The 14,788-nt window shown below is 73.3% G+C and carries 13 protein-coding genes; 5 read left to right on the forward strand and 8 right to left on the reverse strand.

Annotation, left to right across the window (positions count from 1 at the left end; genetic code table 11):
• The first annotated feature begins 221 nt into the window (after positions 1-221).
• Complete coding sequence (locus NDW01_RS16365) at positions 222-959, forward strand: hypothetical protein (RefSeq protein WP_252821407.1); 738 nt, start codon at positions 222-224, stop codon at positions 957-959.
• 234 nt (positions 960-1,193) lie between these two features.
• On the opposite strand, the gene NDW01_RS16370 is transcribed toward NDW01_RS16365, so the two are convergent.
• Positions 1,194-2,480 (reverse strand): nucleotide sugar dehydrogenase, encoded by a 1,287-nt coding sequence (locus tag NDW01_RS16370; RefSeq protein WP_252821409.1) that lies wholly within the window; start codon positions 2,478-2,480, stop codon positions 1,194-1,196.
• Between the two features lie 154 nt (positions 2,481-2,634).
• Between NDW01_RS16370 and NDW01_RS16375 the strand changes: the two genes are divergently transcribed.
• Complete coding sequence (locus tag NDW01_RS16375; protein WP_252821412.1) at positions 2,635-3,603, forward strand: ribonuclease Z; 969 nt, start codon at positions 2,635-2,637, stop codon at positions 3,601-3,603.
• A gap of 115 nt (positions 3,604-3,718) precedes the next feature.
• Here NDW01_RS16375 and NDW01_RS16380 read toward each other — a convergent pair whose 3' ends face one another.
• The 5 genes from NDW01_RS16380 to NDW01_RS16400 form a co-directional block, all read right to left on the reverse strand.
• Complete coding sequence (locus tag NDW01_RS16380; RefSeq protein WP_252821414.1) at positions 3,719-4,675, reverse strand: NAD-dependent epimerase/dehydratase family protein; 957 nt, start codon at positions 4,673-4,675, stop codon at positions 3,719-3,721.
• Positions 4,672-5,829, reverse strand: a complete 1,158-nt coding sequence (locus NDW01_RS16385; RefSeq protein WP_252821416.1) for a glycosyltransferase — start codon at positions 5,827-5,829, stop codon at positions 4,672-4,674. The genes NDW01_RS16380 and NDW01_RS16385 overlap by 4 nt, the downstream gene beginning before the upstream one ends.
• A gap of 170 nt (positions 5,830-5,999) precedes the next feature.
• Entirely contained in the window at positions 6,000-6,602 is a 603-nt protein-coding gene (locus NDW01_RS16390) for an arsenate reductase/protein-tyrosine-phosphatase family protein (protein WP_252821418.1), read from the reverse strand.
• Positions 6,599-7,537, reverse strand: coding sequence for an endonuclease/exonuclease/phosphatase family protein (locus NDW01_RS16395; RefSeq protein WP_252821420.1), 939 nt, complete (start codon positions 7,535-7,537; stop codon positions 6,599-6,601). The genes NDW01_RS16390 and NDW01_RS16395 overlap by 4 nt, the downstream gene beginning before the upstream one ends.
• 194 nt (positions 7,538-7,731) lie before the next feature.
• Positions 7,732-8,724: an LCP family protein gene (locus NDW01_RS16400; protein ID WP_252821422.1), complete on the reverse strand. Its 993-nt coding sequence runs from the start codon at positions 8,722-8,724 to the stop codon at positions 7,732-7,734.
• A 248-nt stretch (positions 8,725-8,972) separates the two neighbouring features.
• Here NDW01_RS16400 and NDW01_RS16405 point away from each other — a divergent pair, with 248 nt between their 5' ends.
• Both NDW01_RS16405 and NDW01_RS16410 read left to right on the forward strand, forming a co-directional pair.
• Positions 8,973-10,409, forward strand: coding sequence for an O-antigen ligase family protein (locus NDW01_RS16405; RefSeq protein WP_252821424.1), 1,437 nt, complete (start codon positions 8,973-8,975; stop codon positions 10,407-10,409).
• Positions 10,396-11,232: a class I SAM-dependent methyltransferase gene (locus tag NDW01_RS16410; protein ID WP_252821427.1), complete on the forward strand. Its 837-nt coding sequence runs from the start codon at positions 10,396-10,398 to the stop codon at positions 11,230-11,232. Before NDW01_RS16405 ends, NDW01_RS16410 begins: the two co-directional genes overlap by 14 nt.
• On the opposite strand, the gene NDW01_RS16415 is transcribed toward NDW01_RS16410, so the two are convergent.
• The gene (locus NDW01_RS16415) at positions 11,217-12,419 is read right to left on the reverse strand and encodes a glycosyltransferase (protein ID WP_252821429.1); all 1,203 of its coding nucleotides are present in this window, start codon (positions 12,417-12,419) and stop codon (positions 11,217-11,219) included. The genes NDW01_RS16410 and NDW01_RS16415 overlap by 16 nt on opposite strands.
• Before the next feature lie 272 nt (positions 12,420-12,691).
• On the opposite strand from NDW01_RS16415, the gene NDW01_RS16420 reads away from it, so the two are divergent.
• Positions 12,692-13,966: an MATE family efflux transporter gene (locus NDW01_RS16420; RefSeq protein WP_252821431.1), complete on the forward strand. Its 1,275-nt coding sequence runs from the start codon at positions 12,692-12,694 to the stop codon at positions 13,964-13,966.
• On the opposite strand, the gene NDW01_RS16425 is transcribed toward NDW01_RS16420, so the two are convergent.
• The coding region (locus NDW01_RS16425; protein ID WP_252821433.1) for a glycosyltransferase family 2 protein at positions 13,915-14,788 on the reverse strand (874 nt) is incomplete at its 5' end. The genes NDW01_RS16420 and NDW01_RS16425 overlap by 52 nt on opposite strands.

Here is a 14,788-nt window from a genome sequence, read left to right on the forward strand (position 1 = left end):
ATGCCCTTCATCCTGCCGGAAGTGCGTGCGGGATTGCTCGATCATTAACCCGGCATATGTCCCGGTGGACGGTGAGACGGGTATCGCTATCTCGTCCGCTGCATTGACGCACGAAAAGCCAGATACTCGACAGGATGAAGGTGTCGAAATTGACATACTGCAGAAAAGAACGGCCGGCTGAAGCCACGATCAGACTGCGCCCGCTGGCTCTGGCCGCCGTCATGACGTTCAGCGGTCTGGCGATCGCCGCGGCCTCGGCCGCGCCGGCGGGGGCGGCGCAGGCGGCACCCGCGGAGCTCACCGGCGTCGGTTCTTACTGCGAGGGCGTGCCGTCCGCGTACTCGAGCGACTGCACGGACAGCCTCCAGCGGTTCCTTCCTCCCGGCACCGACGGTCCCGACGAGGACAGCAGGCCCAGCCCGGATGACATCGACGTGTCGAACAACCCGCACGTCATTCACAGCGAAACCGGGGGCTTCGCCAAGGGCCCGCGCCGGCATCACCGCCTGAGGAGAGGGGCGGGCATGAGAGGCCTGCCGGGGCGGCAGGCCCACCAGCGTCCGCACGGAGCCGAACAGGCACAACCCGCCGACCGGCCGCAGCGCGCCGAACCGCCGCAGCGCGCCGACGCGGCGCAGCCCCAGGACTCTCGGCGGGTCGGCGCGGCGTCCGTTCGGCCGCAGGCGGCGCCCGCTCAGGATCCGCAGGCGGCGCCCGCTCAGGATCCGCAGCAGACCACCAACGCCGCGCCCGTCGAGGACCGGCAGCAGCCCAATGGCGTGATGTCGGTTCAGGACCCGGGGCAGGCCAATGGCGCGGCGCCCGCTCAGGAGCCGCAGCGGGGCGGCGCGCAGAACGCCAAGCCTCCGGTGATCCGCGTCCAGGTTCGCCGGGTGGGCGGCGGGCACGCGCACCACGGGCACCACATGCACCATCATTTCTCGCCGCGGTACGCCTGACCGACGACCGATCCTGCGACGACCTCCTCACCGGCGGGTGCCGACGTACGGCGCGGCACCCGCCGCCGCGTCCCGTGACGCGGTCTCGCGAGGTCGCGCCGTGCCGCCGCACCCGGAGACGTCGCCCGCCGTGACGGCGTGCCTCGTGACGTCGCCCGCCGTGACGCCGTGCCGTAGTGACGCCGCACGTCGTGACGCCGTGCCGTAGTGACGCCGTGACCGCTCGGCGGCAGGTCAGAGCCGCTCGACGTTGTCCGACACCGGCAGCACGCCGCGGGTGTCCAGCAGGAGACGGGCGCGGGCGCCGAGCAGGTTCAGGTCGAACGCGCGATGCGGCTGCAGGAGGATCGCCAGGTCGGCCATTCGCAGCGCCGTGACGAGGTCCTCGGTACGAGCGACGTCGACGCCCTCGACCGTCCAGTCGTCCACCAGCGGATCGACGTAGGCGACCGTCGCGCCGGACGCGTGCAGGCGCCGGGCGAGCGGACGGGCCGGCGACTCCCGGTCGTCCCCGACGTCGGGCTTGTAGGTGACGCCGAGCAGCACGATCGTCGCGCCGTTGACGCAGCGCCCGTAGCGGTGCAGCAGCCGGGCGGCGCGCTCGGCGACGTACGCGGGCATCCGATCGTTGATCTGTTGCGCGAGCTCGGCGAACTGGAACTGATAGCCGAGCCGCCGTACCCGGTGCGACAGGTAGCTCGGGTCGATCGGGATGCAGTGCCCGCCGACGCCGGGGCCCGGCCGGAACGCCTCGTAGCCGAACGGCTTGGTGGCCGCCGCGGAGATGGCCTCCCAGACGTCGATGCCGAGCTCGTCGCAGAACATCGCGATCTCGTTGACCAGACCGATGTTGACCTGCCGGTAGGTGTTCTCCAGCAGCTTGGTCATCTCGGCCTCGCGCGTGCCGCGTACGGGCACGACCCGCTCGACGAACTTGCCGTAGAACGACACCGCCCGGTCCAGGCAGGCGGCCGTGAGCCCGCCGACCACCTTGGGGGTGTTGCGCAGGCCGAAGACCGGATTGCCCGGGTCGATGCGCTCCGGCGAGTAGGCCAGGTGGAAGTCGATGCCCGCGCTGAGCCCGCTCTTCTCCAGCAGTGGCCGTACGACCTCCTCCGTCGTCCCCGGCCAGGTGGTCGATTCCAGGACGACCAGGGTGCCGGGCCGCAACCGTCCGGCGATCATCTCCGCCGCGCCTTTGACGGCGCGGAGGTCGGGCAGCCGGTCCCGGTCGAGGGGGGTGGGGACACAGATGATCACCGTGTCGGCCCCTGCCAGCACGCGCGGGTCGGTGGTCGCGTGGAAGCCGTGGGCGATCAGGCTCGCGACCTCCCGGTCGGAGAGGTCGTCGATGTGGGAGACGCCCGCGTTCAGGCCGTCGACGCGACGCTGGTCGACGTCGAGACCGACGACGCGCATCCCGCCGCGCGCCACCTCACGGACGAGCGGCATCCCGACGTAGCCGAGCCCGATCACGGCGAGGTCCCATTCGACCGCTCGGTCGTCTCGTGGCTGGTCCATCCCACCTCACCGCGGTCGTCACCTTGGGTCAACGCTCGAATGCTAAGCGCGACGAGTCGCCGGGTCGGTGATCGACACGCTCACCGCCCGTCGCCTGCCCTGAGCCCGTGGTCCGGCCGTGCGCCCGTGGTCCGGGCGGGAGCATGATGGGACCATGTCGACCCGCGATCTCGTCGTTCTCGGCACGGCCAGCGCAGTGCCGACCCGGGCCCGGAACCACAACGGCTACCTGCTGCGGTGGGACGGGCACGGCATCCTCTTCGACCCGGGGGAGGGCACCCAGCGGCAGATGCTGCACGCCGGCGTGAGCGCGAACGACATCACCTGCCTCTGCCTCAGCCACTTCCACGGCGACCACTGCCTCGGCGTGCCCGGCGTGGTCCAGCGCATCGCACGGGACGGCGTCGCGCACCGCGTCCGCGCGGTCTTCCCCGCGAGCGGCGGCGAGTACTGGCGGCGGCTCCGGCACGCGGCGGTCTTCGCCGACACCGGCGTCATCGACGAGGAGCCCATCGCCGGCGACGAGGTCCGGATCGAGCTTCCCGGGGCGCCGTTCACGCTCACCGCGCGCCGCCTGTCGCACAAGGTCGAGTCGTACGGCTACCGGCTGGAGGAGCCGGACGGCTTCACCCTGCTGCCCGAGCGGCTGGCGGCCCACGGCCTGGCCGGGCCGCTCGTCGGCGCCCTGCAGCGCGAGGGGGCGGTGGTCACGCCGAGCGGGCGTACGGTCACCCTCGACGAGTGCGCCGTCCCGCGGCCCGGGCAGAAGGCGGCGTTCGTCATGGACACCCGCCTCTGCGACGCGATCGCACCGCTCGCCGCGGGCGCCGACCTCCTCGTCATCGAGTCGACGTTCCTCGACGCGGACGCCCGCCTGGCGGACGAGTACGGGCACCTGACCGCGGCCCAGGCGGGCAAGGTCGCCGCGGAGGCGGGCGTCCGCCGCCTCGTCCTGACGCACTTCTCCGAGCGGTACGCCGCCGCGGACCAGCCGAAATTCGGCGAGGAGGCGGCCGCCGCCTTCGACGGCGACATCGTCCTCGCGCGCGACCTCGACCGGGTCCCGCTGCCGCCCCGCCGCCGGCTCGCGCCCGTGTCGGCCCCGGCGGCGGATCCCGCCTGATCGTCGCGAGGACCGGCCCCCGCGCGGAACGTCGAGAAAAGCCCTCTCCGCCGGAACGCCGCGCCGCGTCCGCGCTGCGCGTACGGCCCCGGTGCGTCGGTGTGCGGCCGGCGCGTCAGTGAGCGGCCGGGTCCCGCGCGTACGCCGGACGGCCACGGAACCACGCGACCGTCCGTTCGAGCCCGGTGTCCAGCGGCACCGCCTCGACGCCGGGAAAGAGGCGGCGCAGCCGGCGGTCGGCGGCCTGGGAGTCGCGGACGTCGCCGGGGCGCGGCGGAGCGTGCACCAGGTCCACCGGCCGGTCCAGCACGGCGGACAGCCGCCGCGTGAGTTCGAGGATCGACACCCGCGTGCCGAACGCCAGGTTGACCGGCCGCACGCTGGTCACTCCGCGCAGGACCGCGTCGGCGAGCACCGCCACGACGGTGCCGACGTACGTGAAGTCGCGGGTCTGCAGGCCGTCGCCGTGCACGGTCAGCGGTTCGCCGCGTAATGCCGCGTCGATGAAGGTGGGCACCACCGCCGCGTACGCGTGGTCCGCCGGTTGCAGGGGCCCGTACACGTTGAAGAAACGGAGTGCCAGGACCGGGAGGCCGAAGCTGGCGCCGTACGCCAGGACGTACGCCTCGGCGGCGAGCTTGCTGGCCCCGTAGGGGCTGAGCGGCCGCGTGGGCAGGTCCTCGTGCTTGGGCAGGTCCGGTACACCGCCGTACACCGAGGAGGACGAGGCGGCGACCACGTGCAGGGAGCGCCGGCGGCACGCCTCGAGGACGAGGAGCGTGCCGGTGGCGTTGGCGGCGTGGCTCGCCACCGGGGCCGCCAGCGAGCGCGGGATCGACGGGCGCGCGGCGAGGTGTACGACCGCGTCCGCGCCGGCCAGGACCTCCGACATGAGCCCCTGATCCAGGATGCTGCCCTGGACGAGCTCCGCCCCGGAACCGCCGAGGTTCTCGGCACGGCCGGTGCTGAGATCGTCCAGGGCGACCACCTCGTCGATACCTGGTCGCGCCGTGAGCTCCCGGCACAGGTTCGAGCCGATGAAGCCGGCGCCGCCCGTGACGACGACCCTCACCGGACGGCCCTGTCGTCCTGGGACGACCACCGGTCGTCCCGCGCCTCGGCGAGCGACGCGTAGATCCCGGCGATGTCCGACACCAGCCTGCGCGGGCCGAAGCGCGCCGTCGTCCACGCCCGGGCCTCGTCGCCCATCTTGCGCCGCAGCGGCTCGTCCCGGAGCAATCGCACGACGTGGCGGGTGAGCTCGTGGGAGTCGCACCGGGCCAGCAGGCCCGTCTCGCCGTCCCGCACCACTTCGGCGACGCTCCCGACCCGCGTCGCGACGCAGGGCAGCCCGGCCAGCCCCGCCTCGATGAGCGAGACGGGCATCCCCTCGTTGTCGGACGTCAGGATCACCAGGTCGGCCGCCGCGTACACGGTCTCGACGTCCGCGCGCCAGCCGAGCACCGTGAACATGCCGTGGAAGGTCCTGGCGGCCGCCTCCGTCGCCGGCGTGGCGTCACCGCCCCCGGCGACGACGAACCGGACGGCGGGGTCCAGACGGCGCACCTGACGGGCCACGGCCACCAGCCGGTCCGGCCGCTTGATCCTCGTCAGCCGGCCGACGTACGCCACGACCGGGCCGTCATCGGGGATGCCCAGCGCGCGCCGGGCCTCGGCGCGCCCGGGGAGCGGGCCGAGCGAGGTGCCGGGCGCCACCACCGCGTACTGTTCGGGACGGCCGATCCCGGCGGCGATGAGCTCGTCCCGCACCTGGGACCCGACGGCGACGAGCCGGTCGGTCATCGCGGCCGCGGTCCGCTCGGCCGTCACCACGAGCCGGGTCTTGGCGGGGGAGAAATAGCCGTGCAGCAGGTGACCGTGGTAGGTGTGCACCCGCGCGGGAACGCGCGTCAACGCGGCGGCGGCCCGGCCCAGCAGGCCGGCCTTGGCGGTGTGGGTGTGCACGATGTGCGGCCGGTACCCGCGCATCTCGGCGACCAGCGCCGCGATGGCGCGGGCGTCGTCGCCCGGCCGGACCGTGCGCCCGAGGGCCGGTATCCGGTGTGGAACGACGCCGTGGCCGCGAAGGTGTAGATAGTCCGCCTCGCCCGATTCGACGGTCCCCGTGTAGAGACGCTGGTCGAAGAGCCCGGCGTCCAGGCCGCGCATCAGCTCCACCGCCTGAAGAGCCGGGCCGCCGACGTTCATCCGGGTGATGACCCGCATTACTCTGATCCGATTGTCGGCCACCACGCCCCCTGCACCGAGAACTGATTACACAGATACATGTCCGTCGCCGGTCTCCCGAACATCCGGCTTCGCTAAAGAAAGCGGAATGGACGCCGTGCGCCACCCCGTGGAAGCGGCGGAACGGACATCCACCGCCTGGCGCGGGCTCACGCCGGCGCGGACAGGATGGATCGGAGCGGCAGGTGCAGAGCGCCGTCGATCGTCGTCGCGCACACGTGGTAGTCCTCATCCGTGCGCCGATGGGGATCGGCGATGTCATCGGCGCCGGGCGCGCCGGGCGGCGTCATGCCGCGCATCAGCACCGCTTCGCGGACCAGCGACACGGCCCGGGACACGGCGCACGCGCCGATGACCCGGCCCGGATCGACGCGGCCGGCGAGCCGCGCGAACTCCAGGATCGTGAACGCCCTGGCGTGAGCCTCCGGGCAGAGCGCGACCACGGCCTCCAGGTGCCGGCGCTCCGCGGTGAGGACCAGGTCGGCCGTCGCCACCAGGGCGGCGGTGACCGTACGGGCGGAGAAGCCCGCCGGCCGGACGCCGAGGGAGCGGAGCAGCGCCTCGGCGCGCGGATCCATCGCCGCCCCGTCGTGTCCGTGCGTTCCGGCGCTGCTCACGAGGAGACACCGGTCCGCGGGCGGACCGGCGGCGCGAATCCTGCGGCGGGTGAGCTCGGCGGCGATCGGCGACCTGCAGATGTTCGCCGTGCAGACGAACAGCAGGTGGAACCGGTCCGGGTTCGTCGCGGTCACGGCAGCCGGACCTGTGCCAGGACGGCCCGGTGGTCGCTGCGCGGCAGGCCGTACACGTCGACCCGCCGGACCGCGCAGCGAGCGTCGACCAGAATGTGATCCAGCGTGATCGGCGGAGTCCACCACGCCTTCCGGAAGGTCGGGATGAGCCCGGCGCCGGTCCGGTCGGCCGCGTCGGCGTATCCCTCTCCGAGCAGGCCGCGCAGCGGCGCGTGGTCCAGCGTGGCGTTGAAGTCACCGGCCAGGATCCGCACGACTCCGCGGCGTGCGGCGGCGGGGACCAGGACCAGCCCGCGACGCCACTGCCCGACTCCGGCCGGGCTCATGGGACGGGCCAGATGCACGCCGAACAGGTCCACCCGGTGCCCGCCGGGCAGCCGCATCTCGGCGTGCGGCATCGCGAGCCCGATCTCGGCCACCCGGAAGGTCGGCAGCGCGCGCAGCGGATAGCGGGCGTACAGCCCCGACCCCTGCGCGCCCGCCATCGGCATGGTGACCCGGTACGGCAGCAATCTCGCCAGTCCGGCCCGGTCGAGCCCGGTACCGGCCTGGTCGGTGAACTCCTGCACGCTGAGGACGTCCGCCCCGGTGCGGCGTACGAGACCGACGAGCGCGTGCGGATCCGCCCGGCCGAGCCGGAGGTTGGCGGTCAGCACCCGCAGCGACGGCCCGTCGGCCGCGGGCCCGGAGTCGCCGATCGCCCGGGGTGCCACCGCGACGGCGAACGCCCCGGCGATCACCGCGGTCACGCCCAGCATCCGCCAGCGCCGGGCCGCCAGGGCGTAGACCATCGGCACGGCGGTGAACGCGGCGGCGTACGGAGTGAAGGCGAGCACGGGCACCAGCAGCCCGGCGAGGAAGGGGATCCGGTCGGCCCCGGTCAGGCGCGCCAGCGCCCAGATCGCCAGAGTGACGACCGTCCACCGCGCCAGCACACGCGTTACCTCCCGGGTGCGCGTTCGCGGCGTCGTGTCGGCCGGGGGCGCCGTCGCCGTTCTCAAGGATTCCCACCTCTTCCGACTTCGGTCGCGGCTGTCCGGTGACGTCACGTCACTATCTCGTCGCGGAGAGTAGCAGAGGCCGGTGGCGATCACGCGCATGGCCGCGCACGTCGGCGGAGTGAGCGGGGTCAGCGGTCCGGGCAGCGAGGGTCCGGGCAGTCGGTCACCAGCGCCCTGGCGATCTCCTTGACCTCCGCCTGGTCCAGTTCGACGACCCGGCCGACGCCGGGCACCGATCCACGGCTCACGGCCGAGATCGTGGTGGGCCGCAGTCCGCCCGTTTCGCGCAGGGTGAGCGCCAAGCGGATGAGGTCGTGGAGATGAGCGCCCGCGTCGATCGTGACGGCTCCGACGCCGTGCAGCAGCATCGGAACGGCGCGCGACGGGTTGAGGGCCACCCGCGCTCCGGTCATCTCGCGGATCAGTGCCGTGACCAGCCTGCGCTGACGTTCGGCGTGGTCGACGTCGCCGCAGGGGCATGCCGTGGTGCGCAGGTACGCGAGCGCCCGCGCGCCGGAGAGGCGAGGACAGGCCGCCGGCGGGCCAGGAGCGCCGGCCCGCCCCGCCGCGCCGCCCCGTGCCGTCGTGCCCGTCCGTGCCGCCGCGCTGACCTGCCCCGCCATGCCGGCCGGCGCCGGCGTGGCCGCCACGGGCGGGCGCGCGCAGACTCGGACCCCGCCGGCCAGGTCCACCATGCGCGTGAGACCGGTCAGGCCGATCTCCGCGTAGCGTTCGACGCCGACGTGTGTGATCGACTCGGTCGTCCGCACCAGCAGTCTGGGGCCGCCCCAGGCGAACGCGGCGCGGAGCGAGCCGGCGCCGTGCCCGGCCACCGGGGCGTAGGCGTCGGGCGGCAGGTCGACCAGCGTGGGTTTCCCTCTCGACGGCAGGTGTAGCAGCATGACGGTGTCGACCCGGCGCCGCTCCGCGCCGGGCCTCTCCGGTCCCGCCGGCCTCCGAGGTCCGTCACCACGGCGCTCGTCGTACAGGACGATCAGCCAGTCCTGCCCCAGCCCCCACGTGGGACGGCCGGGGTAGTCCCCGATCGCGTCGACCCGGCGCGGACCCGTCTCGCCGAGGGCGCAACAGCCGATCAGCGCCACGAGGAGGACGTCGAGCATGGCGAACGGCCACCGCCCCCGGCCGTACGGGCGCCGGTGCGACGACCACCGCCTTCGCCGGGGATCCGGTGCGGCGTCTCCCCGCCCGCCGGACGCGCCGCGCGATGCGTCTTCCATGGTCCCCCCGGATGTCGGCTGCCGGATCGACGTCCACTCCTGCTACGTTCCGTAGTTATATACGTTCGCAGCGTGCGGGATCGCCCTCCGAAACCGGGCGATTTCCTCTACCTCGGACAGGAGGGACCGGCGTGGGGGTGTTCCGGCGCCGCACCGATGGCGACGGCTCCCGTGACAGGTCGTCGCCCGGTCCGGGCCATTCGTTGATCGTCACCGGCGGCGCACGGGACGTCCGGCCACCGCCGGCCGCCGGTCTGCGGGACCTGGTGCGGCCCGCGACGGTGGTGCTCCTGCTCGTGCCGGTGAGCATGCTCGGCGCGACGTCCACGGGTGGCCGGTTCACCGTGGTGGCCGCGACCGCCGCGCTGGTGCCGGTGGTCGCCACCCTGCTCGCCCTCGGGGTCCTGCCGTTCCGGCTCTCGTACCTGTGGCTCGCGCTCTTCGCCGGCCTGCTCCTCGTGAGCTTCTTCCGCCCCGTCATGACGACACGGGTGGCGCCGCCGGTGCGCCCGCGGCTCGCCGACCACCTGGACGTCCTCCGCGCCGCGGCTCCGCTCCAACTGAGCCGTCTCGCCGACCTGGCCGGACTGCTGTGCGGGCTGGCGCTGACGGGTCTCCTCATCGCCTCGAGGCCGCATCCCCGGCAGGTCGCCCGCGTCATCGCGCTGTCCGGTACGGCCGCCGCCGCATACGTGCTCGTCCGCGGCCAGTTCGTGCACGCGCGGCTCGCGGGGCTCGGCTGCAACCCGAACTATCTCGGCTGCCTGCTCGCGGCGCCCCTGGTGACCGCGGTCGGGCTGACGCGCTACACCCGGAACCCGAGATGGCTCCTTCCCGCGGCGCTGTGCGGCCTCGCGCTGCTGCAGACCCACTCCCGGAGCGCGTTCCTGGCGGCGGCCGTCGGCGTCGTCTGTGCCGTGTTCCTCGGCCGTTCGTGGCGGGCCCATGCCCTTCTCGCCGCGGGGCTCGCGGCGGGCGCGGGCGTTGCGGCGGCGACCGGGATGCTCGGCCGGCTGTCCCGGCACCTCGCGAACCTCGGGGCCGCCGACCGTACGGCCACGGACCTCCATGCGAGCAACGGACAGCGCGCCCAGGTCGCGGAACTCGCCGCGCGGGTCATCGCCGACCACCCGTTCCGTGGGATCGGGTACGCGCTGTTCCCCGCCTACGCGCAGCGGTCTCCCGGATTCGCCGTGTACCTCGGCACTCACGACGAGTACCTGCGGCTGGCCGCCGAGGCGGGCGTACCGGCCCTGCTGGTCTTCCTCGTCCTCTTCGGCCTCGGCGTCCTCCGCCGGAGACCCGGCGAACTGGCGATGCCGCAGGCCGTCCTGCTGACTTACGTGGTGCTGCTCCTGTTCGCCAATCCGCTGGCGAATCCCGTGGTCGGCGTCGCGTTCTGGGGAGCGCTCGGGTGCCTGCTGGCCTGGCGGCCCTGCCGGGCGCCGGGTCCGTCGCGGCCCTCGATCGCGGTTCGCCTCGGCAGGTCCGGTGACGGGCGCGGCGGCGCGCCGGTGCCCGGACCGGCCTCGTCCATGCAGGAGGCCGGATCCCATGCCCGGCACTGAGACGGAAAGCCACCGGCCCGAGCGGTTCGCGTTCGGCCGGAACTGGCGCTCCTTCGCGACGCTCGTCGACGACGGGAGGATCGAGGCCGCAGGCGCGTCGCTGGCCGGCGCACTCGGGCGAGCCGATCTGACGGGGTCTGCCTTCCTCGACGTGGGATGCGGCAGTGGGTTGTTCTCCCTCGCGGCCCACCGGCTCGGGGCACGGGTCCGCTCGTTCGACGTCGACCCGGACTCGGTGGTGGCGGCGGCCGCGCTGCGGGACCGGTTCGCGCCGGGGAGCGACTGGCCGATCGAAGAGGGGTCGATCCTCGACGAGCGCTTCACCGGGCGGCTCGGCACGTACGACGTCGTCTACGCCTGGGGGGTCCTGCACCACACCGGCGACCTGTGGGGTGCGATCGACGCGGCATCCCGCCTGGTCGCCTCGGGCGGTCTGCTCTATCTGTCCGTGTACAACGACCAGGGGCGGCAGAGCCGGGTGTGGTGGTGGGTCAAGCGCCGCTACACCAGGTCGGGGCCGCTGATGCGCGGAGTGCTCCTGGCCGCCGGTGCCGCCTACCTCGCCCGGCGCCTCCCCCTGCGGATGCTCGGGCGGGCCGTCCGCCTGGACGCGCCGTCCCGGGCCGTACGGACGCGGGCTCGGGGCATGTCCGCGCGGCACGACCTCGTCGACTGGGTCGGCGGATTCCCGTTCGAGGTGGCCAGGCCGGAGGAGGTCTTCGACTTCCTGCGGTCACGCGGCTTCGCGCTGCGCCATCTGAGGACGTGCGGAGGCGGCCTCGGCTGCAACGAGTTCGTCTTCGAACGTCACCGCGGAGGCTGACGGCGTCCCGGGCGCCGCGCACGGTCGAGGAGGTCGCGGTAGAGGCGGACGTGTCGCTCGACCATGGCGTCGGCGCTCAGGTGCGCACGGGACCACGCGCGCGCCTTCGCGGCCAGGTCGGCCGCGAACGCGGGATCGCTCAGCAGCCGTTCGATGCCGTCGGCCAGCGCGTCCGGGCTGGCCGGAGGCACGAGGACGCCCCGGCCGTCGAGCAGTTCGCCGGTGCCTCCGACGTCCGTCGCGACGACCGGGCGCCCCGCGGCCATCGCCTCCATGACGGCGTTGCTCATGCCCTCCTCGAGCGAGGCCAGGACCACGACGTCGGCCCGCGCCAGCAGCCCCCCGATGTCGGTGCGCGTCCCGAGGAACCGGACGTCGATGCCCAGCCGCGCCGCCTGGTCCTCCAGCGCCGCGCGCTCGGGCCCGTCACCGGCCAGTACGAGGGTGCAGGCCGAGCCCCGTGCCCGCAGCCGGGCGACGGCGTCGAGGAGATATCGGTGGCCCTTGTACGGCAAGAGGTTGGCCACGCACAGCACGACGGGCGACACGGTGGCGATGACCGCCGCGGGCGCCGGATCGAAGGCCGGACCGGGCAGGCCGTTGCGGACCACACTGACCTTGTCGCGACGGACGAACCGGTCGCGGAGCGTGTCCTCGGCGACGACCCGGGCGTTCGCAACCAGGTGATCCGTCAGTGAGGTCGCCAGGGCCTCGGCGGCCCACAGGAGCGGGCGCCCGCGCCTGAAGTTCGCCAGGCTCCTGCGCCCGGCCACCAACACCGGGACGCGGGCCAGCCGGGCGGCCGGAGCGGCGGTCACGTAACTGTGGAAGAGGAACGCGTGCAGCGCCTGTGGCCGGGTCCGGTGCAGGTGGCCGACCAGCCGGACGAACGCGGCGACGTTCGCGGCGGGCATCCGCCATCCGGCCGACCTGCGCCGGAAGCCGAGAGGTTCGACGGGGACGCCGAGGGCGCGGAGCTGCTCCTCCCGGGGGCCGCCCTCGAACATGACGAGGACCCGCACGTCGACGCCCCGGGCCCGCAGTCCGGCGGCGAGGAGGACCACCTGCTTCTCGGTGCCTCCGAGGCCGAGCTGGCCGATCAGCAGGGACACCCGCCTGAGCCGGGTCCCGTAGGTGTCACGGGAGGCGACCAGGAGCGGGCTCGGAGCATCGTTTCCAGACGTCATCGTCGACTCGCCCGAATCTCACCGGATATCGCGCATTGATTTCAGTGGACCGGCCGACGAGTATACGCAGCCACCGGTCGAATGCGATGCGGTCGCCCGCCTTCTCCGGCTCCGTTTATCGTCCGAATCCGATGAGGCTCCGCTGGACAACAATTTGTCCGATTCTTCACAGGCGCTGATCACCTCTTAACCGCGGTCGAGGCCGGACTGGCATATACATGAGTCATTCGGCTCCTGACCTGTGACGGCGATGATACGAAGGCGCGGCACCGATGAGCATTGCACCCTTGCGGCGCAGCGGTTGGGTCCTGGCCGACTACGCCGTGTCGGCGGCGACCAACATGCTGCTGACCGTCATGGTGGCGCGACACGTCACCCGTGCCGAATTCGGCGCATTCGCCATTCTCTACGGCTATTACGTCCTCGTCGTGGAGTTGTCGCGAGCGACGTTCAGCGAACCACTGCTGGTCCGCGCCACCGCCGCGCCGGATCCGCGACGGCAACTCGCCGACAGCGCCGGCGCCGCGGCGGTCTTCGGCGCCGTGGCCGCGCTCGTGCTCGTCGCCCTGTCCGTCGTCGTGCGCGGCGGCCTGCCGTCCCCGGTTCTGGTGCTGGCGCTCCTGCTGCCCGGTCTGCTGGTGCAGGACGCGTTGCGCATGGGGTTCGTCGCGATCGGCCGGGGGGCGAGGTCTCTGGCGAACGACCTGTTCTGGGGAACGTCACAGGCCACCGCCCTGGTACTGCTCTTCACCGTCGGTGTCGGCCTTGCGGGGGCGCTGGCGGCCTGGGCGGGGGCCGGGCTGGCCGCGGCGGTGCTCGGCATGGCCCAGGCCCGTGTCGTGCCGCGCTTCACCGCCGTACGCGGATGGATGCGTGACTACGGAAGGCTGGCCCGCCCGTACGCGATCGAGGTCGCCGTCATCGCGACCGCCACCTACGCGGGCACCCTCGCCGTGAGCGTGGTGGCGGGCGTCTCGGCCGTGGGCGCCCTGCGCGCCGGGACCACGCTGCTGGGGCCGGTCGGCCTGGTCTGCGCCGCCGGGCGCACGATCGCGATCTCGGAGTGCCGGCGGGTGATCGGCGACTCGCCGAACCGGCTGGTTCCGACGATGCTCGTCATCGGAGGGAGCCTGTCGGCGGTCGCCACCTGCTGGGGCCTCGTCATCCTGTCGCTGCCCCCGGGCGTGGGCGTCGCGCTGGTCGGCAGGTCGTGGTCGACCGCACGCGTCGTCCTGCCGCCGCTCGTCCTCGTCCAGCTCATCGGCGCCATCGTGATCGCGATGGGCGGGGCCATGCGGGCGCTCGAGGCGGTCCGGGAGCAGTTCACCCTGCGCGTCCTCAGCGGCGCGATGTCCTTTCTCGGCCCGATGGCCGGGGCGGCCTGCGCCGGGGCCTTCGGCGCGGCCGTCGGCCTGGCCGCGGTCAACGCCTTCGGCTGCGTCGTGACCGTGCTGGTCTTCCGGCGGTTCCGGGCCCGGTCTCGCGCGGCCGGACCTCACTCGTGCGGTGCGCCGGTCCCGGTCGTCGAGCGGGCCGAGGTGTCGTAGAAGCGCCGCGCTTCGAGCGGCTCGGGCGCCTTGACCTCGTTGAGGAGGCGGCCCGTCAGTCCCTCGACGAGCCCGATGACCTGTTGCAGGCACCAGGCGGCGCGGCGACCGCGGCCGGTCAGGAGGAAGTAGACGACGCCGCCCGCCTGACGGCCCAGGATCAGCGCCACCGTGCCCGGCCCGTAGTGCCGGCGGTAGACCCGTCCGGTTCCTCGCGCGTAGTGCCGGCACTTGATCCGGTAGAGGTGGTCCTCCGGGGTGCCGTTGTATCCCGTCTCGTAGACGAGGATCGCCGGGTCGAACAGCACCGTCCACCCTCGCCGCACCCCGCGCAGGAGGAGGTCAAGACCGGCCGTCGACTGCCACGGCGTGGGGTTGCCGACGCCCAGGGTCTCATCGAAGCCCCCGACGGATCGCAGGAACCTCGCGCTGAAGAAGCAGGAGGCCTCGATGGTGTTCGTCCGCACCGTCGCCTTGTTCAGAACGGTCCGGTGGCCGCCGGCGATCCGGTGGCTGCGGTATCCACCGGGGAAGATGACGGCGCCGGATACGACGCCGATGTGGTCGCCGGTGGCGAAGGCGGCGGCGGCGTTCGCCAGGGCGTCGGGAGCGAGGCGGACGTCGTCGTCGGGGAAGGCGACGATGTCGTAGTCGGGGTCGAGTGCGGCCAGTCCGGTGTTGCGGCCCAGCGAGGCGCCGCGGTCGGAGGTGATGCGGCGGAGGGGGAGTCGGTCGCGGTAGGTGTCGATGACGGTGGCGGTGTCGGTGGTGTGGCTTTGGTCGACGACGATGACCTGGGTGGGGGGCTGGGTTTGGTCGGCC

This window comes from Actinoallomurus soli, assembly GCF_024055715.1.
Lineage (GTDB): Bacteria > Actinomycetota > Actinomycetes > Streptosporangiales > Streptosporangiaceae > Actinoallomurus > Actinoallomurus soli.

Coding starts and splice junctions, on each gene's coding strand:
- NDW01_RS16365 (WP_252821407.1), top strand. CDS start 222: ATGACGTTCAGCGGTCTGGCGATCGCCGCGGCCTCGGCCGCGCCGGCG.
- NDW01_RS16385 (WP_252821416.1), bottom strand. CDS start 5,829: ATGCGGGTCATCACCCGGATGAACGTCGGCGGCCCGGCTCTTCAGGCG.
- NDW01_RS16410 (WP_252821427.1), top strand. CDS start 10,396: ATGCCCGGCACTGAGACGGAAAGCCACCGGCCCGAGCGGTTCGCGTTC.
- NDW01_RS16420 (WP_252821431.1), top strand. CDS start 12,692: ATGAGCATTGCACCCTTGCGGCGCAGCGGTTGGGTCCTGGCCGACTAC.
- NDW01_RS16375 (WP_252821412.1), top strand. CDS start 2,635: ATGTCGACCCGCGATCTCGTCGTTCTCGGCACGGCCAGCGCAGTGCCG.
- NDW01_RS16415 (WP_252821429.1), bottom strand. CDS start 12,419: ATGACGTCTGGAAACGATGCTCCGAGCCCGCTCCTGGTCGCCTCCCGT.
- NDW01_RS16370 (WP_252821409.1), bottom strand. CDS start 2,480: ATGGACCAGCCACGAGACGACCGAGCGGTCGAATGGGACCTCGCCGTG.
- NDW01_RS16400 (WP_252821422.1), bottom strand. CDS start 8,724: ATGCTCGACGTCCTCCTCGTGGCGCTGATCGGCTGTTGCGCCCTCGGC.